This is a genomic window from Dichotomicrobium thermohalophilum (assembly GCF_003550175.1).
GTDB lineage: Bacteria > Pseudomonadota > Alphaproteobacteria > Rhizobiales > Rhodomicrobiaceae > Dichotomicrobium > Dichotomicrobium thermohalophilum.
This window is the reverse complement of the sequence record NZ_QXDF01000002.1, coordinates 74,445-99,065: the sequence shown is the minus strand read 5'-3', so window position 1 is coordinate 99,065 and position 24,621 is coordinate 74,445. Positions and strand designations below refer to the sequence as shown.

Annotated in this window: 23 protein-coding genes and 1 tRNA gene; 15 read left to right on the top strand and 9 right to left on the bottom strand. The window is 64.3% G+C overall.

Going from position 1 to position 24,621, the window contains the following annotated elements:
- Positions 1–120: 120 nt before the first annotated feature.
- Positions 121–1,032 carry an aminotransferase class IV gene (locus BXY53_RS10450; protein ID WP_119061947.1) on the top strand — a complete coding sequence of 304 codons (912 nt, stop codon included), beginning with the start codon at positions 121–123 and terminating at the stop codon, positions 1,030–1,032.
- Here the strand turns inward: BXY53_RS10450 and BXY53_RS10445 are convergent.
- Positions 1,029–2,072, bottom strand: a complete 1,044-nt coding sequence (locus BXY53_RS10445) for an amidoligase family protein (RefSeq protein ID WP_119061946.1) — start codon at positions 2,070–2,072, stop codon at positions 1,029–1,031. The genes BXY53_RS10450 and BXY53_RS10445 overlap by 4 nt on opposite strands.
- Positions 2,073–2,273: 201 nt before the next feature.
- Here BXY53_RS10445 and BXY53_RS10440 point away from each other — a divergent pair, with 201 nt between their 5' ends.
- A complete protein-coding gene (locus tag BXY53_RS10440; protein WP_119061945.1) occupies positions 2,274–3,305 on the top strand; it encodes an ATP-binding protein in 1,032 nt (343 codons plus the stop codon).
- Here the strand turns inward: BXY53_RS10440 and BXY53_RS10435 are convergent.
- The 3 genes from BXY53_RS10435 to BXY53_RS10425 form a co-directional block, all read right to left on the bottom strand.
- On the bottom strand, positions 3,302–3,811 hold the full coding sequence (locus BXY53_RS10435; RefSeq protein WP_170144417.1) for a carboxymuconolactone decarboxylase family protein: 510 nt from the start codon (positions 3,809–3,811) through the stop codon (positions 3,302–3,304). The two genes, BXY53_RS10440 and BXY53_RS10435, sit on opposite strands and share 4 nt — an antisense overlap.
- Positions 3,812–3,986: 175 nt before the next feature.
- Positions 3,987–4,061, bottom strand: a tRNA-Val gene (locus BXY53_RS10430).
- Positions 4,062–4,155: 94 nt separating this feature from the next.
- Positions 4,156–4,866: an HAD family hydrolase gene (locus BXY53_RS10425; protein ID WP_119061943.1), complete on the bottom strand. Its 711-nt coding sequence runs from the start codon at positions 4,864–4,866 to the stop codon at positions 4,156–4,158.
- A 142-nt stretch (positions 4,867–5,008) separates the two neighbouring features.
- On the opposite strand from BXY53_RS10425, the gene BXY53_RS10420 reads away from it, so the two are divergent.
- From BXY53_RS10420 to gor, 3 genes are read left to right on the top strand one after another with little or no spacing between them, the layout of a single operon-like run.
- Positions 5,009–6,466, top strand: a complete 1,458-nt coding sequence (locus tag BXY53_RS10420; RefSeq protein WP_119061942.1) for an NAD-dependent succinate-semialdehyde dehydrogenase — start codon at positions 5,009–5,011, stop codon at positions 6,464–6,466.
- Positions 6,463–7,170: a ribose-5-phosphate isomerase RpiA gene (gene rpiA / locus BXY53_RS10415; RefSeq protein ID WP_119061941.1), complete on the top strand. Its 708-nt coding sequence runs from the start codon at positions 6,463–6,465 to the stop codon at positions 7,168–7,170. The genes BXY53_RS10420 and rpiA overlap by 4 nt, the downstream gene beginning before the upstream one ends.
- Before the next feature lie 18 nt (positions 7,171–7,188).
- Positions 7,189–8,571, top strand: a complete 1,383-nt coding sequence (gor, locus tag BXY53_RS10410; protein ID WP_119061940.1) for a glutathione-disulfide reductase — start codon at positions 7,189–7,191, stop codon at positions 8,569–8,571.
- Between the two features lies 1 nt (position 8,572).
- Here gor and BXY53_RS10405 read toward each other — a convergent pair whose 3' ends face one another.
- A complete protein-coding gene (locus BXY53_RS10405) occupies positions 8,573–9,166 on the bottom strand; it encodes a LysE family translocator (RefSeq protein WP_119061939.1) in 594 nt (197 codons plus the stop codon).
- A 72-nt stretch (positions 9,167–9,238) separates the two neighbouring features.
- Between BXY53_RS10405 and BXY53_RS10400 the strand changes: the two genes are divergently transcribed.
- From BXY53_RS10400 to BXY53_RS10390, 3 genes are all read left to right on the top strand, one after another.
- The gene (locus BXY53_RS10400; RefSeq protein ID WP_119061938.1) at positions 9,239–9,691 is read left to right on the top strand and encodes an Lrp/AsnC family transcriptional regulator; all 453 of its coding nucleotides are present in this window, start codon (positions 9,239–9,241) and stop codon (positions 9,689–9,691) included.
- An 87-nt stretch (positions 9,692–9,778) separates the two neighbouring features.
- The gene (locus tag BXY53_RS10395; RefSeq protein ID WP_170144416.1) at positions 9,779–10,537 is read left to right on the top strand and encodes an SDR family NAD(P)-dependent oxidoreductase; all 759 of its coding nucleotides are present in this window, start codon (positions 9,779–9,781) and stop codon (positions 10,535–10,537) included.
- A 136-nt stretch (positions 10,538–10,673) separates the two neighbouring features.
- Positions 10,674–11,312 (top strand): YceI family protein, encoded by a 639-nt coding sequence (locus BXY53_RS10390; protein WP_119061936.1) that lies wholly within the window; start codon positions 10,674–10,676, stop codon positions 11,310–11,312.
- Between the two features lie 30 nt (positions 11,313–11,342).
- Here the strand turns inward: BXY53_RS10390 and BXY53_RS10385 are convergent, their stop codons facing one another.
- Both BXY53_RS10385 and BXY53_RS10380 read right to left on the bottom strand, forming a co-directional pair.
- A complete protein-coding gene (locus BXY53_RS10385) occupies positions 11,343–12,548 on the bottom strand; it encodes a carboxylate-amine ligase (RefSeq protein ID WP_245410441.1) in 1,206 nt (401 codons plus the stop codon).
- Positions 12,549–12,570: 22 nt separating this feature from the next.
- Positions 12,571–13,290, bottom strand: coding sequence for a VIT1/CCC1 transporter family protein (locus BXY53_RS10380; protein WP_119061934.1), 720 nt, complete (start codon positions 13,288–13,290; stop codon positions 12,571–12,573).
- Positions 13,291–13,431: 141 nt separating this feature from the next.
- On the opposite strand from BXY53_RS10380, the gene BXY53_RS10375 reads away from it, so the two are divergent.
- The 4 genes from BXY53_RS10375 to gltX all read left to right on the top strand — a co-directional run bounded on the left by BXY53_RS10375 (position 13,432) and on the right by gltX (position 18,993).
- Positions 13,432–14,814: a class II 3-deoxy-7-phosphoheptulonate synthase gene (locus tag BXY53_RS10375; RefSeq protein WP_119061933.1), complete on the top strand. Its 1,383-nt coding sequence runs from the start codon at positions 13,432–13,434 to the stop codon at positions 14,812–14,814.
- 63 nt (positions 14,815–14,877) lie between these two features.
- A complete protein-coding gene (locus BXY53_RS10370) occupies positions 14,878–15,903 on the top strand; it encodes a hypothetical protein (protein WP_119061932.1) in 1,026 nt (341 codons plus the stop codon).
- 83 nt (positions 15,904–15,986) lie between these two features.
- A complete protein-coding gene (locus tag BXY53_RS10365) occupies positions 15,987–17,651 on the top strand; it encodes an NAD+ synthase (protein WP_119061931.1) in 1,665 nt (554 codons plus the stop codon).
- Position 17,652: 1 nt separating this feature from the next.
- Positions 17,653–18,993: a glutamate--tRNA ligase gene (gltX, locus tag BXY53_RS10360; RefSeq protein ID WP_119061930.1), complete on the top strand. Its 1,341-nt coding sequence runs from the start codon at positions 17,653–17,655 to the stop codon at positions 18,991–18,993.
- Between the two features lie 10 nt (positions 18,994–19,003).
- Here gltX and BXY53_RS10355 read toward each other — a convergent pair whose 3' ends face one another.
- Both BXY53_RS10355 and BXY53_RS10350 read right to left on the bottom strand, forming a co-directional pair.
- On the bottom strand, positions 19,004–19,555 hold the full coding sequence (locus BXY53_RS10355; protein ID WP_170144415.1) for a GNAT family N-acetyltransferase: 552 nt from the start codon (positions 19,553–19,555) through the stop codon (positions 19,004–19,006).
- A 170-nt stretch (positions 19,556–19,725) separates the two neighbouring features.
- The gene (locus tag BXY53_RS10350) at positions 19,726–20,874 is read right to left on the bottom strand and encodes a DUF2865 domain-containing protein (RefSeq protein ID WP_170144414.1); all 1,149 of its coding nucleotides are present in this window, start codon (positions 20,872–20,874) and stop codon (positions 19,726–19,728) included.
- A gap of 285 nt (positions 20,875–21,159) precedes the next feature.
- Here BXY53_RS10350 and cysS point away from each other — a divergent pair, with 285 nt between their 5' ends.
- From cysS to cimA, 3 genes are read left to right on the top strand one after another with little or no spacing between them, the layout of a single operon-like run.
- Complete coding sequence (gene cysS / locus BXY53_RS10345) at positions 21,160–22,590, top strand: cysteine--tRNA ligase (RefSeq protein ID WP_119061927.1); 1,431 nt, start codon at positions 21,160–21,162, stop codon at positions 22,588–22,590.
- Between the two features lie 25 nt (positions 22,591–22,615).
- A complete protein-coding gene (locus BXY53_RS10340; RefSeq protein WP_119061926.1) occupies positions 22,616–22,951 on the top strand; it encodes a DMT family transporter in 336 nt (111 codons plus the stop codon).
- Between the two features lie 33 nt (positions 22,952–22,984).
- Positions 22,985–24,604, top strand: a complete 1,620-nt coding sequence (cimA, locus tag BXY53_RS10335; protein WP_119061925.1) for a citramalate synthase — start codon at positions 22,985–22,987, stop codon at positions 24,602–24,604.
- The last annotated feature ends 17 nt before the right edge of the window (positions 24,605–24,621 follow it).

Below are 24,621 nucleotides of genomic sequence, written 5' to 3'. Positions count from 1 at the left end.
GGGACCATCTGCGCAAGCGGCAAGGCCGGCGTATCCTTGCTTGAAAATGCCTCGCTTGCGCCATGCCTTGGGTCGGTGCCTGATGCCCCCCTCTGTTGAAACGCCCGAGAGACACTGCCCATGTCACTGCCGCCCGGGGTCGCTTACCTGAACGGCGAATTCGTTCCCATCGCAGAAGCAAAGATCTCCGTTCTGGACTGGGGATTTCTCCACTCCGATGCCACGTATGATGTCGTCCATGTCTGGAAGCGCCGGGTCTTCAGGCTGGATGCGCATCTGGACCGCTTCTGGCGCTCCGCTGAAAAGCTGCATCTGACGATGCCAGTCGAGCGCGGCAAACTCGCGGAGATCCTGGCCGAGTGCGTTGTGCGATCGGGACTGGAGGATGCCTATGTCGAGATGATCCTCACGCGGGGCATTTCCCCCACCTTTTCACGCGATCCGCGCGATGCGGAAAACCAGCTCATCTGTTTTTCCATCCCTTTCGTCTGGGTCTTGCCGCCCGAAAAGCACGGTACCGGCCTCTCTGTCGCCGTCTCGGAGGTCCAGCGCATCCCACCGGAGTCGGTCGATCCGACCGTGAAGAATTACCACTGGCTCGACTTCGTAACAGGCTTATATGACGCCTATGACCGCGGCGCGGGCAGCGTGATCCTTCAGGATCGCAGCGGAAATCTCGCGGAAGGTCCCGGCTTCAACGTCTTCGTGGTCAAGGACGGCACAATCGCAACGCCTGATCGCGGCGTTCTCGAAGGAATCACACGCCGATCGGCAATCCAGATCGCCGCCAAGATGAATATCCCGATGGAAGAGCGTCCCGTGTCGTCAACAGAACTCTTCGCGGCTGACGAGGCGTTTGCCACATCGACAGCCGGCGGCATCATCCCGATCACGCAGGCCAACGGAGCGCCTGTCGGCAGCGGGCACCCAGGCCCGATCACATGCACGCTCGCGAAGGCATACTGGGACAAGCATTCTGATCCCGACTGGTCAGTGGCCGTTGAAGACTTTCTGGCCGAAACAGGCGGCTAGATGCGGCCCGGGCCGGGCAGCGCCAGAAGGTCCGCGACACGTTCGGACCACCAGCCCCTGAAGAAGCGCCGCTCGTGTTCGGCATACGCGTCGCAGACCATGCGCAGCTTGTCGGCGTCGGCGGCCAGCCGCTCGACCTCGACCCAGCGGTTCCACTCGCGGGTGATCGTCCAGTCTGCCATCCCGAAATTCGCGTCCGGTAGCCGGTAGTGGAAGGTAGGCCGGCTCTTCACCCGTGTGTCTGTCACCGCCGCGCGGACCCGCGGCTCGTCCAGCCAGGCGAACAGCGGCAGCAGGTCGAGTTCGCGATTGCGGGTCGGGTTGTACCAGACATAGTCGTCAATGAGCTGCGGGAAGCCGGGCCAGTAGTCGGTGGCCGTCACGCGGCGCATATACGTTTTCGGGAAGGGATCAGCGAAGGCGAACACGCGCCGCGTCATATCGACCGCGATCACCTCCCGCAGCCAGGGCGACAGCAGCAGATACGCCTTCAATATCGCCGTGACGTAAGCCGCGTCCTTTTGCGCAATGTCCGGGTTGAGCTGCGCGCCAAAGGCGTACAGCGGGTTTTCGCGTGTGCCGGTCGCCCCGCGACGATTCAGCGCGTCGACCGTTGCGTCGAGCAGGTGCATGTCCGCCAGGCTCATTGGCGGACAGACGATCTCGCACGGGATTACGGTCGCAGCCAACTCCCCGACGATCTCGCCAAGCGAGCTCTGGAACCAGCGCAGCCACTCGTCGAGCTGTGCCGCGAGGATTGGTGACTCCTGCGGCGATTCGAGGCGGTGAATGTATTGCGAATCCAGCTCGACCTGGAAGTCGCCGTGGCTGGTGCCCGTCACCTGAATGCGGTGCGAGGTCAGCGTCTTGATGTCGCCGCCGAAGATTTCCTGGACGCACTCCGCGGCCTGGCGCGGCGAGACCGTGGCGAACTCGATCTCCACCCCGACCTGGCGGGGCTCGCCTTCCCAGTTTTCCGGGAATGGAGGCGCGGCCGGGCTCAACTGGCCCTGGCCGGTTTGCTGCTGCTCAAAGCTCATGGGTCTGCATTATCATTGTTCTGTCGGCCGCGCGAAAGACCGCTCACGCGCGGTTATATCATAAAGCCGGGCTATTTACGTCACCGCCAAAACCTGAAAAGCTGCCGCGCAGCGAAAGGCGTATCGTTCAGATATCGAGCTGATGCGGGCTGGAACGCAATGCGCCGATAACCCTTTGCGGTAGAGGGGAGAGCCGCAAGCGTGTTCGTGGATTTCAAGCAAACCCCCGATGGCCTGCTGAACGCGGTCTTCGCCAATCTGTTCGATGCTGTTGCGGTGGTCGACGGCGAGACCGGACGGTTTCTCGGCGCCAACCAGGAGGCGCTCGACTTTCTCGGCTACTCGCCGGAGGAACTGCGCGAACTGCGTCCAGACGATATTCACCCTCATGAGATTCCGCGGCTGCGCGACTTCATGGAATCCGTGCGCACCAAGGGGCGCTGGTTATCCGGCGAGCTCTCCTGCCGGCGCAAATGCGGCGATCTCGTTCCCGCGGAAATCCGGGCCACGCGCGCGTTCGAGGATAACCGCGAACTCATCATCATCGTGATCCGCGATCGCCGCGTCGACCAACTTGCCGATCTGGGCCGGTCCATCCGGAAGATCGCGCACGATCTGCGCAACACGCTCGCGACCGCCCAGCTTCTCAGTGACAGCCTGATGAGCCACAGCGACCGCACCGTCCGCCGCAATGCCGAGACGATCACCCGCGCGATCGAGCGCGCCCTGCACATGAGCCGGCAGGCGCTTGGGGCGGGCCGCAGCAGTGCGCCGGCGCCGCAGCACGAGCGCTTCCTTCTGATCGACGTGGTCGAGGAGGTGCGCAACTCGCTGGGCATCGACTCGGACAACGCCCAGATCCAGGTGCCGGACGCAGCGGCGGGAGTCGTTCTCGATGCCGACTTCGACCAGATCTATCGCATCCTTCTGAACCTTTCGCGGAATGCGTTGGACGCCGGGGCGACGAGGGTCAGTCTGGCCTGCGAGCAGAGCCACGACAGCCTGAAAATCCGCATCACCGACAACGGTCCCGGATTACCGCAGGAGATCGTCGATCAGCTTTTCGAAGAAAAATCCGGCGCGTCACAGCCGGGCAAGACCGGGCTCGGTCTCATCATTTCACGGGAACTGGCTCAGAACCATGACGGGGAGCTGGTTCTGGCCCAAACGGGACCACAGGGCAGCACCTTTGAATTGACGCTTCCCGCAAACGCGCCCGTCACACCCGGTTAACTTTCACCGCACACGTCGTCTGGCGGCAGCCGGAACTCGGGATCAATGCGCGTGCGCATCAGATTGTTCGTGTAGGTGGCCAGGGTGTAGGCCGAAACGATCGTTATGATTTCCAGGAGTTTGGCCGCGTCCAGCCCCTGCTCCTCGAACTCGACGATCTCGTGACGGCCGAGCCGGCCATGTGTTTGAGTGATTCGCCGAGTTGCCAGGATCAGCCCCTGCCGCGAGCCAGCAGGCGGCGTTTCGCCAGAACAGATCGACTTGATCGCCTGGTCCTCCACGCCAAGTTCGCGTGCCCGCCCGACGAAAACCGACTCGCAGTAGGAGCAGTCGGTCTGCACCGAGACCTCAAGGGCCACGAGCGCCTGTTCAGCCGGGCTCAAATGGCCGTCGGCATCCAGCGCTTCCTTCATCTCCACGAACGCGCGCAGCGCCGCCGGACTCTTGGCGAGCACCCGATAAAGATTCGGAACTGTCCCCCCGAACAGCCCGGCTATTCGTTCCATAAGCGGGTCCGACGAATCGCCCATGTCTTCCGACGCCATGCTTGTTGTTATCTCCACGCTCGTTGAACCGCCACCCTACAAGTTTCAAACGAGGACGCTACTCAATCCAGCGTGACACATGTGTGAACGCGCAGATGCAATAATGGCGGGGGGCTGCACAACAACATGACGGGAATGGTGGGCGCGACTGGGATTGAACCAGTGACCTTTCCGGTGTGAACGGAACGCTCTCCCGCTGAGCTACGCGCCCTGTTGCCTGCGGAAACTGCGGTGAGTACCGGCATGTCGGTATCTAGTGCGCCAGGGCGCGGCCGGTCAAGCCTTTCGCACCGGCGCCCGCCGATCTAGCGCGGGCCAAGGTCGGCCAGAAGCGCCATCACCGCCTCGGGTAACGCGGACAGATCATCGACGATCCGGTCCGGCGCGAGGCTTTCCACCGGCTCCGGCGAATAGCCATGCGGCACCGCAATGGCCGGGACCCCCGCAGCGCGAGCGACTTCGATATCAGGCCGGCTATCACCTACCATGACGGCCCGCGCCGGATCACCCCCGCTGCGCCTGATCGTCTCCAGCAGGTGCTCCGGGTGCGGCTTGCGCACTTCAAGCGCGTCCGCGCCGACGATTGCGCCAAAGTATCCGTCAAGCTGCAACGTCTCCAGCAGCAGCGTGGCGTTGGCGTGACGCTTGTTCGTGCATACGCCCATGAAGACGCGCGACGCCGCGAAAAAGTCCAGCGCGTCGATCAGCCCCGGGAACGGATGGCTTTCCTCGGCGATATTGGACATGTAAAACTGCGAAAAAGTATCGAGCAGCGGTTCAATCTCCACCTGGTCCGGCGGCCGGCCGGCCGCATGAAGCGCCGCCGTGATCATTGCGCGCGCCCCACCGCCGACTGCTGGTGTGATCACTTCCGCTGGCGCGGGTGGCAAACCGGACTGAGCCATGACATGGTTCGTCGCGCGCACCAGATCGGGCGCCGTGTGGATCATGGTTCCGTCGAGATCGAAAACGACCGTCGCGCCGGCAAGGCCGCTTGTGCTGGGATGAATGTCCATTGGCTAAGTTTTGCGCGCCGCGCGCGGCTCCTGGGTTAGGGTGACAGCGATTGTCGCAACCGGCATCATGAACATAAACACGCCCGCCAGCCACGCAACCGGCATGGCGAGGCCGACCCCGACATAACGACAGGAGGACAATATGGATCAGATTGCACAGAGCTTGGTCCGCCAGCAGTGCTATGTTAACGGCGAGTGGACCGGCCAACCCAGCGTGCCCGTGACCGATCCGGCCACCGGCGACGAGCTGGCCCGCGTGCCGAACTTTGGCGCGGCCGAGACCAAGGCGGCCATCGACGCGGCCCATGCCGCCTTTCCCGAATGGGCGGCCAAGCTGGCCAAGGAGCGCAGCCAGATCCTGCGCCGCTGGTTCGACCTCGTGCAGGCCCACTCCGAAGAGCTTGCGCATCTGATGAGCGCCGAACAGGGCAAGCCGCTGACCGAGGCACGCGGCGAGGTGGCCTATGGTGCGTCCTTCATCGAGTTCTTCGCCGAAGAGGCCAAGCGCGTCTATGGCGAGACCATCCCTTCCCCGCGGGCGGACGCGCGCATTCTCGTCATTAAGCAGCCGATGGGTGTCGTCGCGGCGATCACGCCGTGGAACTTCCCGCTTGCCATGATCACGCGCAAGGTCGCTCCGGCGCTCGCGACGGGCAACACGGTGGTGTGCAAGCCCGCGCCGGATACGCCGCTGACCGCCCTGGCGCTGATGCAGCTTGCAGAGGAGGCGGGCGTCCCGGCGGGCGTGCTGAATATGGTCACAAGCGACATGGAGGGCGCCGCGGCAATCGGCGCGGAGATGACGTCCAACCCGCTGGTACGCATGATCGGTTTCACCGGCTCAACCCGGGTCGGCAAGCTGCTGATGGAGCAGGCCGCAGGCACGGTGAAGAAGGTCGCGCTGGAGCTGGGCGGCAACGCGCCGTTCATCGTCTTCGACGACGCCGATCTGGACCGCGCTGTCGCCGGCGCCATGGCGTCGAAATACCGCAATACGGGACAGACCTGCGTCTGCGCCAACCGCATCCTCGTACAGGATGGCGTGTACGACCAGTTCGCGGCAAAGCTGGCCGAGAAGGTCCGCGAAATGAAGGTGGGGCGCGCCACCGAGGCGGAGGTGATGCAGGGCCCGCTCATCAACGAGAAGGCACTCGAAAAAGTGGAGGCGCATGTGGCCGACGCGGTCGAAAAGGGCGCCAAGGTGCTTACCGGGGGCAAGCGTCATTCGCTCGGCCGCACCTTCTACGAGCCGACGATTCTCACCGACGTCACCAGCGAGATGCGACTGGCGAACGAGGAAACCTTCGGCCCTGTGGCGCCGCTGTTCCGTTTCCACACGGAGGAAGAGGCGATCGCCACGGCAAACGACACGCCCTCGGGCCTCGCGGCCTACTTCTACACAAACGACCTGGGCCGGGCCTGGCGCGTGTCCGAGGGGCTTGAGTTCGGCATGGTCGGCGTCAACGAAGGCGTGATCTCGACCGAACTTGCACCGTTCGGCGGCGTGAAGGAGTCCGGCCTCGGCCGCGAGGGCTCGCATCACGGCATCGAGGAGTTCGTCGAGATGAAATACATCATGATGTCGGGGCTCGGCCGGTGAGCAACGGCGACGACCTCAAACGCCAGGTGGCCGACGCCGCGCTTGGGCTAGTCGAACCAGGCATGAAGCTCGGGCTCGGCACCGGCTCCACTGCAGCGGCCTTCATCGCGGCGCTGGGCGCGCGGGTGCGTCAGGGCCTTGACGTCGAGTGCGTGGCCACCTCCTCTGCGACGGAAGCGCAGGCGAAGGCCGCCGGCATTCCGATCGCCACCCTCAACAGCGCCGGCGAGCTGGACCTCACGGTGGACGGCGCCGACGAGATCGACGCGTCGCTCAGCCTCATCAAGGGCGGGGGCGGGGCGCTCTTGCGTGAGAAGATCGTGGCCATGGCCTCCCAGCGTTTCGTCGTCATCGCGGATGAGAGCAAGCTGGTCGACGGCCTCGGGGCCTTCCCGCTGCCCATCGAGGTGGAGCCGTTCGGCGCGCAATCCACGCTGAGGATGATCGGCATGGTCGGCCGCGAGGCAGGCTGCGACGGCGAGGTGAAGCTGCGTGAAGGCGCGGACGGCCCGTTCCGCACCGACGGCGGCCACTACATCGCCGACTGTGCCTTCGGCGCGATTCCAGACGCGGCGCTGCTCGGCGACATGCTCACGATGATCCCGGGCGTTATCGAACACGGGCTGTTCATCGACATGGCGGATGCGGCACTGATCGCCGGTGCCGAGGGCGTGCGCGTTCTCGAGCCGGCGGCCGAAACCTGACAGGCGGGGCGAAACCGCATGAGCGATTACGACTACGATCTGTTTGTCATCGGTGCCGGCTCCGGAGGCGTGCGCGCGGCCCGGCTCACCGCACAGCTCGGCAAGCGTGTGGCCATCGCGGAGCAGGATCGTGTCGGCGGCACCTGCGTCATCCGCGGCTGCGTGCCGAAGAAGCTGCTGGTCTACGCCAGCCAGTTCGGCGAGGCGATCGAGGATGCCGCGGGCTTCGGCTGGACGGTTGAAGGCGCGCGCTTCGACTGGCCGACGCTGATCGCCAACAAGGACCGCGAAATCGACCGACTCAACGCCGCCTATACCCGCAACCTGGAGCGCGCGGGCGTCAAGCTGTTTCAAAGCCGCGCCGAGCTGACCGGGGCGCACACGATCCGCCTGACGGCCGACGGCCGCGAGGTGACCGCCGAAACCATCCTGATCGCCACGGGCGGGCGGCCGTGGATCCCGGACATTCCGGGCGCGGAACACGGCATCACCTCTGATGAGGCATTCCACCTGCCCGAGCTGCCGAAGCGCATCCTGATCATCGGTGGTGGTTATATCGCGGTGGAATTTGCCGGCATCTTCGCCGGTCTCGGCGCTGACGTGAAGCTGGCCTATCGGGCCGATCAAATCCTGCGCGGCTTCGACGACGACATGCGGCGCGCCTGCGCCGATCACATGCGCCACAAGGGCATCGACATCCTGACCCACACCGAACTTGCCGAGATCGAGCGCGAAGGCGACGTTTACCGGGCACGGCTTCGCGGGGGCGGCACGATCGAGACCGATCTGGTGATGTTCGCTACGGGCCGCATCCCGAACACGGAAGGGCTGGGCCTGACCGAGTTGGGCGTTGAGCGTGGCTGGAATGGCTACGTGGTGGTGGATGAATATTCGCGCTCATCCGTCCCGCATATCTATGCGATCGGCGACGTGACGCACCGGGTCGCCCTGACGCCGGTGGCGATCGACGAGGGCATGCGCTTTGTCGAGACCGTGTTCAAGGACAACCCGCAAGAAGTCGATCACAGCTACATTCCGACAGCCGTGTTCTCCCAGCCGGAGATCGGCACCGTCGGCCTCACCGAAGCCGAGGCCAGCGAGCGCGAGACCGCCATCGACATCTACATGGCGCGCTTCAAGCCCATGAAACACACGCTGTCCGGCCGGGACGAGCAAATGGTCATGAAACTGATCGTGGATCAGGAGTCGGACGTGGTGCTGGGCGTGCACATTTTTGGCCCCGACGCCGCGGAGATGGCGCAGATCGCGGCGATCCCGATGCGCATGGGCGCGACGAAGGCCGATTTCGACGCGACGATGGCTCTGCACCCGTCGGCGGCAGAGGAACTCGTTACCATGCGCGAGAAATGGCAACCGCGCACGGCGCAGGTAGCGGAATAAGTCACCATGCCAGAACAGGATAAAGCGAGCCGACCAGGAGCAGGGCCATCACGCCGTTGAAAATCTTGCGACGGGCCGGATTCGTCAGCACGCGTTGCGCCTGCTTGCCGAGCATTGTCCAGAAGCTGATTGAGGGCAGGTTGATCATCCCGAAGACTGCCGCCACAAGCAGTACGCCGACCAGGCTCTTCGAGGGCGCATAGACGCTGATCGCCGTCAGCGCCATCGCCCAGGCCTTCGGGTTTACCCACTGGAACAGCGCTGCCTGAATGAAGGTCAGGGGCCTGCCGGATCCGGCCTCACCATTCGGCGCTGTGGCAATGGTGATCTTCCAGGCCAGGTAGAGCAAGTAAACGACGCTGAACACCTTCAGGACCGTGTAGCTCGCGGGATAGGCCTCAAACAGCTCCATCAGCCCAAGCCCCACCAGCACGATCATCACGGTAAAGCCGATCGCCACGCCAAGCATGTGCGGCACCGTCCGGCGCAAACCGAAGTTCGCGCCGGAAGCCATCAACATGAGATTGTTCGGTCCCGGCGTGATCGAGGAAACAAACGCAAATGCCGCAAGGGCAACGACAATTTCGTAGCTCATGTTTTCATGGTATGCGATTATTGACGCAGGTTTCTTGCTTTCTTTGGGCCGACGAAAGGCTTTTTGCAATAAATGGCGAATTTAGACGCGATAGACGACAAAATATTGCGCGAACTGACGCAAGACGGACGGATCAGCAACACAGAGCTGTCCAGACGCGTCGGATTGTCCTCCTCCGCCTGCCTGCGTCGCGTCCAGGAATTGGAGCGTAGCGGCGTCATCCGCAAGTACCGCGCCGTGCTGGATCGCAGCGTTCTGGGAACGGGTTTCACCGCGTATGTCGCCGTCGGGCTGTCCGATCACTCCAAGGGCGCGCAGGAAGCATTCGAGCGGTCGATCGCGACAGCGCCGGAAGTTTTGGAGTGCCACAACGTGACGGGCACGATCGAATACCTGCTGCGCGTCGAGGTCGCCGACCTCGCGGCCTACAAGGTTTTCCACACCGACGTGCTCGGCACGCTGCCACAAGTTACGTCGATCACCTCCTACGTCGTGATGGAATCGCCAAAGGACGAACGCGCCTGAGGACGACCGCGCAGGGCACTTGCCTCCGTCCCCGCGCCGCGACATGTTGAGCTTTCACAAGCTGCATCAATCGCAAGGGAGACTGCGGTGGGCCGTCTTGCAGACCGTATCGCGCTCGTGACCGGCGCCGCCGGCGGGCTCGGCCTCGCCATGTGCAAGCTGTTTGCCGCGGAAGGCGCGCATGTGATCCTGACCGATCGCGACGAGGACGGTATTCAGTCTGGCGCGCAAGCAATCCGGGCCGAAGGCGGCCGTGCATCACACACATCGCTGGACGTAACCGATCGCGATGCCATCGCGCGGGTGTTCGCCGATATCGAGCGTGAGCACGGGAAGCTCCACGTCCTCGTCAACAACGCCGGCAACCTGTTGCGCGCCGACTTCCGCCATATGGAGGACGCCGATTGGGAGCGCGTGCTGAACCCGCATCTGTGGGGCACGGTGCGCGTGACGCGCGCGGCCTTTCCGCTGCTGAAGGCCGCCGACGGCGCCGCGATCGTGAACCTCTCCTCGATCATGGCGACCCAGCACGCGCGCCAACTCTCGGCCTACTCGACCGCAAAGGCCGCCATTGCCGGCCTGTCGCGCAGCCTGGCCGTGGAGTTCGCGCCCTACAATATCCGCGTCAACTATCTCTGCCCCGGCTTCATCCCGACCACGCTGACCGACCGCTACACGAACAACCCACATCTGTCGAAGGCGCTGCTCGCCCAGATGCCGATGCGCCGCTTCGGGACACCCGAAGAGGTCGCCAAGGCAGCCCTGTTCCTTGCCAGCGACGACTCCGCCTACACCACCGGCGAAGGCATCATGGTCGATGGCGGCATGAGCCTGAACCTCGCCTGAGTCGTTCAAACTTTCGTGACCGCGGCCGGCTTGATCTGCCGCAATAGCAGGATACCTGCATGGCGACGGCCGGTGACAGGATCAACGGTTGCGTCCCGGCCTGCCGGCGAAATCATTTGAGAAAAGGGAGAGTTTGATGGCTTTGATGAAGTTTCATGCCGCGCGTTCGTTCGCCATTGCCGGGCTGTTCGGCGCCGCGCTCATGGCGCTGCCCGACCCGGACGCCCAGGCGGAACCTCAGACCTACCAGTTCGACAAGGGCCACACGCAGATCCGCATTAGCTGGAATCACGTCGGCCTGAGCGAGCAATCGCTACTGTTCCGGGAGTATTCCGGCAGCGTGACCTTCGATCAGGAGGACGTCTCGAACAGCTCCGTCAGCGTGACCATCGACCCCGCAAGCGTGGACAGCGGCGTGCCGGATTTCGACGACCATCTCAGGAGCAGCGACTTCTTCCACGTGGAAGAGCATCCCGAGATCACGTTCGAGACCACCGAAGTCATCAAGACAGGGCCGAACTCCGGCCGCATGACCGGCGACCTCACCATCAAGGGCATTACCAAGCCGGTGACGCTCGACGTGACGCTCAACTACGCTGGTGAGCATCCGCTCGCCCCGTTCAACGAGAAATACAAGGGCCGGAAGGCCGCAGGTTTCCAGGCCACGGGGCGCGTGCTTCGCAGCGACTTTGACCTCGGCCGTTTCGCGCCGCTGGTGTCTGACTGGGTCGATATCGAGATCAACACCGAGCTTTATTACGAGGCCGAAAGCTGAGCCGTGGGAGGCCGGGGCCTTCGTCCCGGCCTACTCCGCCGTCACGGCGGCGCCCGGACCGAGCGCGGCGGAGGTGCCTGCAACTGTCTCCTCGATAAGCCGGTCGACGACGGCGTTCTGCGCGTCCCGCTCGGTCAGGCCGCTGGCGAGGGCAGCCTGATAGACGGCAAGCTGGCGATCCGCGCTCGTGCCGCGCGCCAGGATCGTGTGCACATTCTCGACTTCCACGCGCATCCCCAGCGCATCGGCATCCTCGCCGATCAGCACAAGCAATTCCTCCATGAGTTCGCTGAAACTGATAATCTCGCCGCGGCCGAAGTCGATCATGCCCTTCTCGATCCCGTAACGCTGCGCGCGCCAGCGGTTCTCGGTCAGCAGGAAATTGGTGTAGGAGCGCCAGCGCTTGTTCTCGCGGCGCAGGCGATAGAGCATCCGGCAGATGCAGGCGAACAGCGCGGCGATGGTAATGGCGTCGTCCATCAGCGTGCAGATGTCCGGCACGCGCATTTCCAGCGTCGGGAACTTCGCGGACGGGCGCAGGTCCCACCAGACCTTGGTGGCATCCTCGATGACCCCGGCCCGGACCAGCACATCGACCGTGCGCTGATACTCCCCATAACTGTCAAACTGGGCGGGCAGGCCGGTGCGCGGCAGCTCGTCGAACACCGACAGGCGATAGGATTTCAGCCCCGTCACCTCCCCTTTCCAGAACGGCGAGGAGGAGGACAGGGCCAGCAGATGCGGCATGAAATAGACGGCCTGATTCAGCAGATCGATGCGCGTATCGTCGTCATCGATGCCGATATGCACATGCATCCCGCAGATCAGCAGCCGGCGCACCACGACCTGGAGATCCTCCGCCAGCGTGTTGTAGCGGTCGCGATCCGTGTGGGCCTGGACGTTCCACTGCGCGAACGGATGCGTCGAGGCGGCGACAAGCGCCATGCCGTGCTGCCCGGCCATCTTCGCGAGCGTCGCGCGGATTTCGGCAAGTGTCTCCCGCGCCTCCTGGATCGAGGAGCAGACCCGCGTACCGATCTCGATCTGCGAGCGCAGGAACTCCGGGCTGACTTCACCGAGCGTGGTGTGACTGAGCGCGCTCTGGCACGCCTCCATCATCTCCGCGGGTGGATCAGCCACCAGATCGCGCGTGGCCGGGTCAACCAGCAGATATTCCTCTTCGATACCGATCGTGAAATTCTTGTCGTCAAAAAGCATTAGCGGACCGTCCGCCATCGAAGCCGCGCCTTTTCTTATTTTACACGATTGTCTTCAACAAATCACCGATGGCATACGCGGCCCCAGCGGCCAGCAACCCGATCGACAAGGTCTCCAGGCCGGCCACCCACCATGGCCGAGGCGACCAGAAAGAACGGATCGAGCCTATCGCGAAGAACGTCACAGCCGTCATCACCAGCGCGTAGATCGGGGCATTCGCCAAGCCGAAGAGATAGGGCAGCAGCGGCACCGACCCGCACAGCACGAATGCCGCGAACACGGCCAGCGCCGCCTTGGACGGCAGGCGGTTTACCAATGGCATCCCGTGCTCCTCGGCCATCATGGTGTCGATCCAGCGGTGCTGTTCCTCGGTAATGATATCGACCACCCGATCAAGGTCCTGGCCCTTGAAGCCCTTGGCCTCGAAGATCTGGCGGACCTCCTCGCGCTCGCCTTCGGGGTGCAGCGCGACGTGGCGTTCCTCCATCTCACGGATTTTCTGGTATTCCTCGTGCTCGGCCTTTGTTCCGGTATAGTTGGCGGCGGCCATCGAGAGCGCGTCGGCGATCAGCTTCGCCAGGCCGAGGATCAGTACCACGCGCGACGACATATCGGCGCCCACGGCGCCAGCCACAATGGCGAAGGTGGTTACCAATCCGTCGATGCCGCCATATATCCAGTCTCGCAGATAGCTGACGGATGGACCGGCACTAAGCCGATCGGCGATCGCTTGCGGGGAATGGCTGTGTTCAAGACGCATGGCTGTTGGTTTCGCTAAGGTTGCGGGGGCTGGTCAGCCCGGTTGTGATGACGTATACCATCCGCTAAACGGCGATGTGAACGCGGGTCCGCGAGCCCGCGATGGTCGCCCTGCATAACGCACGTTCGAGAGGATTTGGATATGGCAGCTCCTTGGTCGCCGCAAAGCTGGCGCGACAAGCCTGCGCAACAGCTTCCCGCCTACCAGGACGAAGCCGCGCTGAAGGAGGTCGAGGCGCAGCTTGGAAACTTTCCGCCGCTGGTGTTCGCCGGCGAGGCCCGCGAGCTGATGGACAAGCTTGCTGATGTGGCACACGGGCGGGCGTTCCTGCTGCAAGGCGGCGACTGCGCCGAGAGCTTCGCCGAGCACGGACCGAACACGACACGCGATTTCTTTCGCGTTTTCCTGCAGATGGCCGTGGTGCTGACTTTCGCCGGGCGCTGCCCCGTGGTCAAGGTCGGGCGCATCGCCGGTCAGTTCGCCAAGCCGCGCTCATCCCCGGTGGAACGCCAGGGCGAAGCAGAATTGCCGAGCTACCGCGGCGATATCATTAACGACATCAACTTCGCGGAAACGAGTCGCGAGCCTGATCCGCGCCGGATGATCGAGGCGTACCGACAGGCGGCCGCCACGCTGAACCTTCTGCGCGCACTTTCACAGGGTGGCTATGCGGATCTGGAACGTGTGCATCAGTGGACGCTCGACTTCGTCAAGGAAAGCCCGGCAAAGGAGCGCTACCGCGAACTCGCCGACCGCATCAGCGAAAGCCTTGACTTCATGCGCGCCTGCGGCATCACGCCGGAGAGCCAGCCGCAGCTTCATCGCACGAGCTTTTACACCAGCCATGAGGCACTTTTGCTCGGCTACGAGGAAGCGTTCACGCGCGTCGATTCGCTGACCGGCGACTGGTACGCGACCTCTGGCCATTTCCTCTGGGTCGGTGACCGGACGCGGCAGCCGGACCATGCGCATATCGAATACGTCCGCGGCATCAAGAACCCGATCGGGCTGAAATGCGGGCCGAGCATGAGCCCGGACGAACTGCTGCGGCTCATTGACGTTCTCAACCCGGACAATATCCCCGGGCGGCTGACGCTCATCACCCGCTTCGGTGCGGACGTGGTCGACGATCACCTGCCTGAACTGATCCGCGCGGTAAAGCGGGAAGGGCGTAACGTGATCTGGTCCTGCGACCCGATGCATGGCAACACGATCAAGGCGGCCAGCGGCTACAAGACGCGACCGTTCGGCGCGATCATGCGCGAAGTCGAGCACTTCTTCGACATCCATGCAGCCGAGGGCACACATGCGGGAGGCGTGCATGTGGAGATGACCGGCAACAACGTCACCGAATGCACAGGCGGCGCCATGTCGATCAGCGAAACCGACCTTTCGGACCGCTATCACACGCACTGCGATCCGCGGCTGAACGCCGATCAGGCGCTGGAGCTGGCCTTCCTGATCGCCGAGCGTCTTCGCCGCGAGCACATCGAAGATCTGCCGCGCGTGGCCAGCGCCGGATAACATCACAGGGCCGCCTTCGGGCGGCTCTCTTTCATTGGATCGCCTGTACGGGGGCACGGGGCGATGTCACGGCGTTCACAGGGACGGCCGACGGTCGTCAATCCGATCTTCAAGAAATCAGTCGGCGATGTCATGCACGAGGCGGCCGAGGCGCGTCGTACGCGCGGTCCGGCAGACGCACTCGCGCCCGAGGCCGAGACGGCCGCGGAAGTGCTGCGGCCCGTCGAGGCGCCGCCGGCACCGGACCCCGCCGACGCGGCGGAATGGCCCATGCCCGTCGAGCAGTTCCGCAACGGCAATTTCCTGCACTGCGGCGATGTGGTGCTTACCTCGCGGATGGGCAGCTTCTTCTCCTTCTTGAGCCGCAAGATCGACAGCTCCGACTTCGCGCATACCGCGCTTGTCTTTGCCACCAAGCGCTCCGAAATCGGCCTCGACGACAGCTACGTCATCGAAACAACCTTTGGCGGGGTCGAGTTGGGCGCGTTCGGGGAGTTCGTCGCACCGGCCAAGGTCTATTCGGACACGGGCCGCCCGCCGGAATACATCGTCGGCATCAAGCGGCTGGAACAGCCCTGGGCGACGCCGCAGGTCCGTGCGATGGTCTCCGGGCGGATGCTGCGGTTCCTCGACATCGACGATTACGACTTCTCGATGCTCGCCGCCCTGGCCTCGCGCAATACCCGTTTCTGGTTCCGGCTGCGCAGCTTCCTGTTCGGCCGCGCCCCGTCGCTGGGCGAATATCTGCGTCGCGGTGGGTTTTCGCCGGCCGAGTTCATATGCTCCGGTTTCGTCCAGTTCGCCTTCATCGACATGGTGCGCGAGGCGGTCGAGCGCGGGCATATCCCCTCAGAAATGGCCGAGGAGGCGTGGCGCAATGTGGTCTTCGCGCCCTGGGTCGATGACAAAACGACCATGGAAGACCTGATGGGCGTGCGCCCACTGGAACTGGCGAAGACTGACCAGCTGGGCTGGAAATACCTCGTCTATGGCGGCATGGTGCACAGGGTCGACAGCACCGAACAGGTGGACGCCCTGCTCAAGCGCATCCGCAATCAAGCCAAAGAGCGCGCCGCCGCCGCAGCATGACCCTTGCGCGACAGCGCGGCGCGGTTACGTTTGGCGGGTGATTTGCCACCTTCCGACAATGCCGGCGCAACCGACAAGGCGACATGACCGACCACCTGAGAATCGCACTAGCCCAGCTTAACCCGACCGTTGGCGACCTCAAGGGCAATGCCGAGCGCGCCCGTTCAGCCCGCGCGCAGGCGGCGGAGGCGGGCGCGGACCTGATCTGCTTTTCGGAGCTCTTCATCTGCGGCTATCCGCCCGAAGACCTGATCCTCAAGCCCGCTTTCATCGACGCCGCGCGCCGAACGGTCGAGGAGCTTGCCGCCGAAACCGGTGCTGGCGGCCCGGCCATGCTGATCGGCACCCCATGGCCCGGCGAGGACAAGCCGCACAACACTGTGGCGCTGCTGGAAGGCGGTGAGGTCCGCGATGTCCGCCACAAGGTCGAGCTGCCGAATTATGGCGTATTCGATGAAAAGCGCATCTTCAGCCCCGGCGAGATGCCCGGCCCGATGAGCTTCCGCGGCGTGCGCCTCGGCGTTCCGGTCTGCGAGGACATCTGGATCGAGGATGTCTGCGAGTGCCTGGCGGAGACCGGGGCAGAGCTGCTGATCGTGCCCAACGGCTCGCCCTTCACGCTGACCAAACGGGAAACCCGGCAGAACGTCGCTGTCGCCCGGGTGGCCGAGAGCGGGCTGCCCCTCGTTTATGTCAACCAGATCGGCGGGCAGGATGAGCTGGTATTCGACGGCGCATCCTTCGTGCTGAACGCCGGCGGGGCGCTTGCCACGCAGATGCAGGACTGGCGCGAGCAGATCGCCATCACCGAGTGGCAACGTAAGCCGGAGGGCTGGACCTGCGCGCCGGGCGAAAAGGCCGTGCTGATCGAGGGCGACGCCGCAGCCTATCAAGCCTGCGTACTTGGCCTGCGTGACTATGTCGAGAAGAACGGCTTTCCCGGAGTCGTGCTCGGCCTGTCAGGAGGGATCGACTCCGCGCTCTCCGCCGCCATCGCCGTCGACGCACTCGGTGCAAGCCGCGTCCACTGTATCATGCTGCCCTACAAGTACACCTCCGAGGCAAGCCTGAGCGACGCTGCGGCCTGCGCAGAGGCCCTCGGCGTGCGCTACGACACCGTGCCGATCGCAGGGCCGGTCGAGGGCTTCATCTCCGCGCTCGACCCGCTGCTCGACGGCGGCGGGCATGGCGTCACGCTGGAAAACCTGCAGTCCCGCACGCGCGGCACCATCCTGATGGCGGTCTCCAATGAGACCGGCGCGATGCTGGTGACGACGGGCAACAAGTCGGAAATGTCGGTGGGCTACGCCACGCTCTACGGCGACATGAACGGCGGCTTCAATCCGATCAAGGACCTGTACAAGACGCAGGTCTACGCCGCCGCGCGCTGGCGCAACGCGAACCAGCCTATCGAAGGGCTCGGTCCGGCGGGCGAGGTCATCCCGGAGCACATCATCACCAAGGCGCCGAGCGCCGAACTCAAGGCCGATCAGACCGACCAGGACACGCTGCCCCCCTATGACGCGCTCGATGACATCCTGCGCTGCAAGATCGAGCATGAAATGCCGCATGACGAGATCGTCGCGCGCGGCCACGGGGACAACATCGTGCGCCAGGTCGAGAACATGCTGCGCATCGCCGAATACAAGCGCCGTCAGTCCGCGCCGGGCGTGAAGATCACCGAGCGGGTGTTCGGCCGCGACTGGCGCTATCCCATCACGAACAAGTTCCGCGAAGGCCAGTCCTGAGATGAGCGAGATCGCCGTTCGTTTTGCGCCAAGCCCGACGGGACTTCTTCATATCGGGAACATCCGTCCGGCGCTGTTCAACTGGCTGTTCGCGCGCAAGCACGGCGGGCGCTTCGTGCTGCGGCTCGACGACACGGACATCGCGCGCTCGTGCGAGGAATACGCCGAGGCGATCCGCGAGGACCTGCACTGGCTGGGGCTGGATTGGGATGAGGAAGTGCGCCAGTCTGACCGGCTCGATCTCTATGCCGAGGCGGCGGAGAAGCTCAAGGCCGCCGGCCGGCTCTACCCGGCTTATGAAACGCCCGATGAACTTGAACGCCGCCGCAAGCGTCAGCGGGCGCAGGGTCTGCCGCCAATCTATGACCGCGCCGCGCTGAAGCTCACGGACGAGGACCGCGCCAAGCTGGAAGCGGAGGGCCGGAAGCCGCATTGGCGGTTCAAGCTCGATCATCGCGAGGTCGCCTGGGACGACCTGATCCGCGGCGAGCAGACGATCGACGCCGGCTCGCTCTCCGACCCGATCCTGGTGCGCGCGGACGGCACATATCTCTACACGCTGCCGAGCGTTGTGGACGACATCGCGCTGGGCATCACGCATGTCATCCGCGGTGAGGACCACGTCGCCAACTCGGGCGCGCAGATCCAGATTTTCGAGGCGCTGGGCGGGTCGGTGCCGTGGTTCGCGCATCACAACATGCTGGTCGGCGCGGAGGGCGAGTCGCTTGGCAAGCGACTGGGCACGCTGTCGATCCGCCAGATGCGCGAAGACGGGCTGGAGCCGCTGGCGATCCTGAGCCATTCGGCGGCTATCGGCACATCCGACCCGGTCACCGCGCATCAGAGCCTGGATGAACTGATCGAGAGCTTCGACCTCGACAAGGTTTCGCGCGCGCCGGCACGCTTCGATATGTCGGAACTGCGCGGGGTGAATGCGAAACTTCTGCACGAACGGCCATATGAGAAAGTCGCAGACGAACTGTCCGCGCTGGGGGTCGGCGGAGGCGAGGCTTTCTGGCTGGCCGTGCGCGGCAATGTCACGGTGCTCAGCGACGCGCTGGAATGGTGGCAGGTGGTGCAAGGTCCGGTCACGCCGGTGATCGAGGACGAAGAGTTGTGCGAGGCGGCTGCCGACCTGCTCCCGCGGGAGCCTTGGGACGGGACCACCTGGAAGGCTTGGATCGACGCGGTGAAGGCCGAAACGGGTCGGAAGGGTCGCGCACTGTTTCACCCCCTGCGCCTGGCGATCACCGGGCGCGCGGCCGGACCAGAGCTTGGCGCGCTCCTGCCGCTCATCGGCCGCGAGAAGGTTGCCGTCCGTCTGCGGGGCAATGCGGCGTAACCTTAGCCCGTCAGTGATGGTAACGCCGGCCAGCGTCGCCCCAGGCGCTCTCGGTGATGGGGAAATCCGGGCAGATCTCATCCTTGCGCAGGTAAGCGATCGGCAGCCGTCCGCCCGACCCGGTGCGCAACGCGCTCTGCGCCGTCATAACATAGCCCAGCCGCTTGAAGAATGGCGCCTGCTGGATAGTCGTGCGCACCCTGACGCTGCGATAGCCAGCGGCGTGCGCGTCGGCCTCCGCATGCGAGACGAGGAGCCGGCCAATCCCCGCGCCGGCGAACAGCGGCCAGACGAACAGCATCTGCAGGCGGGCAACATCAGGCGCGGCGCCTGTCGGCTTCCAGCCAACCGTACCGACCAGTTCGCCCCCGACCCAGGCGGCCGTCAGATCGCTACCGGCAACGGCGTGGACGTATTCCTCGCGGTTGATTGCTGAGGCCAGTGTTTCGACGTCGTCGTCGCCAAGATGATGCGCAGCACAGGCACGTGTTGCCGCGCTGTGAACATAGCGGATAGCAGAAATATCATCGATCTTTGCCGGTCGGAGCGAAATCCCGGCCAAGAACAACTCTGGGTTACGCACACGCTGAGACATAGAAACGACTTTTGCGTTCGGACAAACCGGCAAGACTTTTGGCGGCAAAAATGGCATAAAAACGCCCTGCACGAGGAAACACCCGAGTTTTTCTTGTTGAAATCAGCGTGTAAGCGCGCACTTCGGGATTGACAGGCCTACCGCCGACGCGGGTCGAAGCTGTCGTCTTCGGGCGCGTCGCGGTCAGTGTGCGCGTCACCGCTCTGCTCGCGGGCGGCGGCCCCTTCACCTGCTTGCCCTCCCGCCCCGGGCGCGCCCTGCGCACTACCTTCCTCGAGCCGTGCGCTCGGGCCGTCCAATTCGGCCATCGACTGCGCGATTTCCGCCTCGGAATACTCCGCCGCGTCGCAGGAGCAGCCGTCGATGAACTTCTTGCGGTACAGCCAGGCGTTTTTCAGCTCGGTGTAGGGCTTGCCCTCCAGCGAGACCATGCTCTCCACGTCCTCGCCGGGGTTGCGGTAGACGAACAGCTCGGTCGGTGCGGCGCAGCGCTGTTGGCACTGCGCCTCATCGGCCTGGAACTGGCTAGGCAGCGTCGAGAAGCTGACCGGGAAGTAATAGCCGTCGCACTGACGCACGCACATGGTCCGATACGTGGCGAACGGAAGTTCGGACGGGGAGCGCCGCTGCCGCGGCTCGCGGACGCTAGGGCCGCGGTCGTCAAAGAACGAGAAGAAGCTGGGTCGCCGCGCCTCGTATTGGCGCTCGTAATCCTCCCCGCAGCCGTAGCGCGCAAGCTCGGCGATCAACTCGTCCTGACGGCTTTGCGCGCTGCCCGAGCGCCGGATGCGGTCGATCCGATCGCGCAGCGAATTGACCTGCCGCTGGGCCTTGCGGGCCTCGCGGTCGAGTTCGACGCATTCTGGCGTGCGGCGCAGGGAGCGGCCGAAGAAGAAGGTGTTCTCGTAGCAATTCCGCCTGTCCGCCTTGGCCTTGGCGGCACGGAAGGCGTCCTCCGCATCGCGCAATTCCTTGCGAAGTTCCGGGAGTTCGCTCCGGCTCTGGTTGGTGCGACGCCACTCCTGCACCAGCCGCTGTTCCAGTTTCCGGCAGTAATCGGCGCGGCGCTGCTCGCGTGAGCGGCGGTCTTCCTCCTGGCGGCGGCCGTCGCGCCAGGCATCACGCTCCCACTCGAAGAGCGATTGCGCCTGCAAATGCGACGAAGGCCCCGGCATCGCAACGACGCCAGCCAGCAGCAGCGCCAGCGCCCCCAGCCAAAGCGCACAGCCGCCGTCCCCGCCGCAGCGCCCATAAGCCCGTCGAATTCGCTTCGCCTCGTGCCGCATCGCCTTCAACGGTCCACCGTTTTCATGGCCCGGAGATTACAGATTTTGCCCCCTTGTTGCGAACACTATATGGCGGTTGTGCGATGTCCACAGAGAGGGAGCCGCCGGGCGCCACACCGCAACGCTTGACCCGGCGCGCAAAACCTGCAACACAGCCTACATGACCGCGCTGGCGCACATCTGCTGCATTATTATCGCGAGCTGACATAGGAAGCTGGCGCGCGGCCGTCTTTTGCCTCATCTCAAAATCCAGACGCACCGCCCGCCAGCCGGGAGGGGCGAGACGTGAGTTTGAGGCTTTACAATACCCGCACCCGAAAGAAGGAAGACTTCCAGCCGCTCGACCCGGCCAGGGGCGTGCGCATGTATGTCTGCGGGCCGACGGTCTACGACTATGCGCATATCGGCAACGCCCGCCCCGTGATCGTGTTCGACGTGCTTTATCGCCTGCTGCGGCATCTGGCCTCGCAGGGCGAATGGGGCGAGGGCGTCGGCGTCAAATACGTGCGCAACATCACCGACGTCGACGACAAGATCAACGCCCGCGCGGCGGAAGAGGGTGTGCCGATCCGCGAGCTGACCGAGCGCACCACCGCGCAGTTTCACGCCGACATGGACGCGCTGGGCTGCCTGCGCCCCGATGTCGAGCCGCGCGCGACCGAGCATATCGATGACATGAAGGCGATGATCGAGCAACTGGTGGAGGTCGGGTGCGCCTATGTCGCCGAAGATCATGTGCTGTTCGATGTGTCATCGCGGCCGGACTACGGCAGCCTGTCGCGCCGCTCCGTCGAGGAAATGAAAGCCGGCGCGCGGGTGGAGGTCGCGCCTTATAAGCGCGATCCCATGGATTTCGTGCTCTGGAAGCCGTCAAAGGACGGTGAGCCCGGCTGGGACAGCCCCTGCGGTATCGAGGGGAAGGGGCGACCCGGCTGGCACATCGAATGCTCCGCGATGGCCGAGCGGCATCTGGGCGAGGTCTTCGACATCCACGGCGGCGGTATCGACCTGCAATTCCCGCATCACGAGAACGAGCGCGCGCAAAGCTGCTGCGCCCACGACACCGAGGTGATGGCCAATTTCTGGCTGCACAACGGCTACTTGATGGTCGAGGGCGAGAAGATGTCCAAGAGCCTGGGCAACTTCATCACCGTGCGCGAGCTGTTCGAGGGCTGGCATGATGTCCGCTGGCCCGGTCCGGCGATCAAACTGGCAATGCTGTCGACGCAGTACCGCCAGCCGATCGACTGGACCGTGCAGAAGCTGGAAGAGGCTGACGCATTCCTGATGAAGGCAAAGGCGCATGCGGAATTCGATGACAAGACTCCGCCGGGCGGCGACTTCGTCTCCGCGCTCAGCGATGATCTGAACACGCCAAAGGCCATTGCCATCCTGAATGAGCTTCTGGACGCGGCAAAGCACGGAGAGCCGGCAATTGTCGCCGGAGCGTCGGCGGCACAGCAACTGGGCGCCAACCTCCGCCTGATCGGGATCGACGCGCAAGCCTACGAGGGTGCCAAGCACCTGGCCGAGGACCGGGTCGATCACGCGCAGGTCGAAGAGATGATCGCGGCGCGCAGCGAGGCGCGCAAGGCGAAGAACTTCGCCGAGGCCGACCGCATCCGCGACGAACTCAAGGAGATGGGCATCCAGCTCAAGGACAGCCGCGACCCGGAGACCGGCGAGATCAAGACGACATGGGAGATCGCCCGATGACAACCTCAAAGACTGGCGGGGGCCCATGATGCACTGGCTCATCCTGCTCAGCTCGATCCTGTTCGAGGTGCTTGGCACGTCCTTCCTCAAGCACGCGTTTCAGCCAGACCGGATCATCTACGCGGTGCTGGCGCTGGTCATAACCTCCTATGTCGCGAGCTTTGCGCTGCTCGGCTTCGCGCTGCGCCATTTCGATCTGAGCGTGGCCTACGCGATCTGGGCGGGGCTGGGCACGACGCTGGTCGCGCTCGTCGGCGTGATGTTTTTCGGCGATCAGATCAGCGTGCTGAAACTCGTATCCATCGCGATGATCGTCGCTGGAATCGTCGGCCTCAATCTCTCGGGTGTTTCACATGGCTGAGGGCAACGCACCAAAACCAAGACGGGCAAGACAATGAGTACAGGAACAAACGGGCAAGAGCGCCTCTATCTGTTCGACACGACGCTGCGCGACGGGGCGCAGACGCTGGGCGTGGACTTCTCGACCGAGGACAAGCGGCTGATCGCCGAACGGCTGGACACGCTGGGCATCGACTACATCGAGGGCGGCTATCCCGGCGCGAACCCGACGGACACGGCCTTTTTCGAGAACCCGCCGGAGCTTTCGAACGCGAGGCTCGTTGCTTTCGGCATGACAAAGCGCGCCGGGCGCTCCGTCTCAAACGATCCCGGCTTCGCGGCGCTGCTGCAATCCAGCGCCCCGGCGATCTGCCTGGTGGCGAAGTCTTGGGACTATCACGTCGAACTCGCGCTCGGGATCAGCAACGAAGAGAACCTGCAGGCGATCGCGGAATCGACGGAGGCCATCATCGCCGATGACCGCGAGGCGCTGGTCGACTGCGAGCACTTCTTCGATGGCTACAAGGCCAACCGGGAATACGCGCTGGCCTGCGCCAAGGCCGCCCATGACGCCGGCGCATCGTGGATCGTTCTGTGCGACACCAATGGCGGCACCCTGCCCCACGAGGTCGAAGAGATCGTGCGCGACGTGGCCCATGAACTGCCCAGCGCGCGGCTCGGCATCCACACCCACAACGACACCGAGAACGGTGTTGCCAACACCTTCGCCGGCGTTGAAGGCGGCGCGCGGCAAGTGCAGGGCACGCTGAACGGCCTGGGCGAACGCTGCGGCAACGCCAACCTGACCTCGATCATCCCGACGCTGACGCTGAAGGAGCCGTATCGCAGCCGGTTCGTCACCGGCGTGACGTCGGAGCGGCTCAAGACGCTCACCCATGTGTCGCGGTATCTGGACGAGGCGCTCAACCAGGCACCGAATCGCAGCGCGCCCTATGTCGGCACTTCGGCCTTCGCCCATAAGGGCGGCATCCACGTTTCGGCGGTGCAGAAAGACCCGCGCACCTATGAGCACGTCTCGCCGGAGGCAATCGGGAACGCGCGCAAACTGCTGGTCTCCGATCAGGCGGGGCGGTCGAACATCCTCGCGGAGCTTGAACGCCTTGGAATCCCGGTCGCGCCGGACGATCCGCGCGTGCGCAGCCTGCTGGAGGAGGTCAAGCGCCGCGAGTCGCTCGGCTACAGCTATGAGGGCGCCGATGCCTCCTTCGAGCTGATGGCTCGGCGGCATCTGAGCAACGTGCCGAGCTATTTCGATGTCGAGCGGTTCCGCGTGATGGTCGAGCGCCGCCATAACGCGCGCGGCGAACTCGTCACGGTGTCGGAAGCCACCGTGAAGGTGCGGATTAACGGGGATGCGGTGCTATCGGTCGGCGAGGGCAACGGCCCGGTCCATGCGCTCGACTGCGCGCTACGCAAGGATCTCGGCGTCTACCAGCAATACACCGAGGAGCTGGAACTGGTGGACTACAAGGTGCGTATCCTCACAGGCGGCACCGATGCCGTGACCCGCGTCCTGATCGAAACGCTGGACACCAAGACGCGCGATCGGTGGTTCACCGTCGGCGTCTCCCCGAATATAGTCGATGCCTCGTTCGAGGCGCTGATCGACTCGATCACCTACAAGCTGATGCGGGAGAATGTCGTGGCGCACTGATCCAGTGCGTCCCGAAA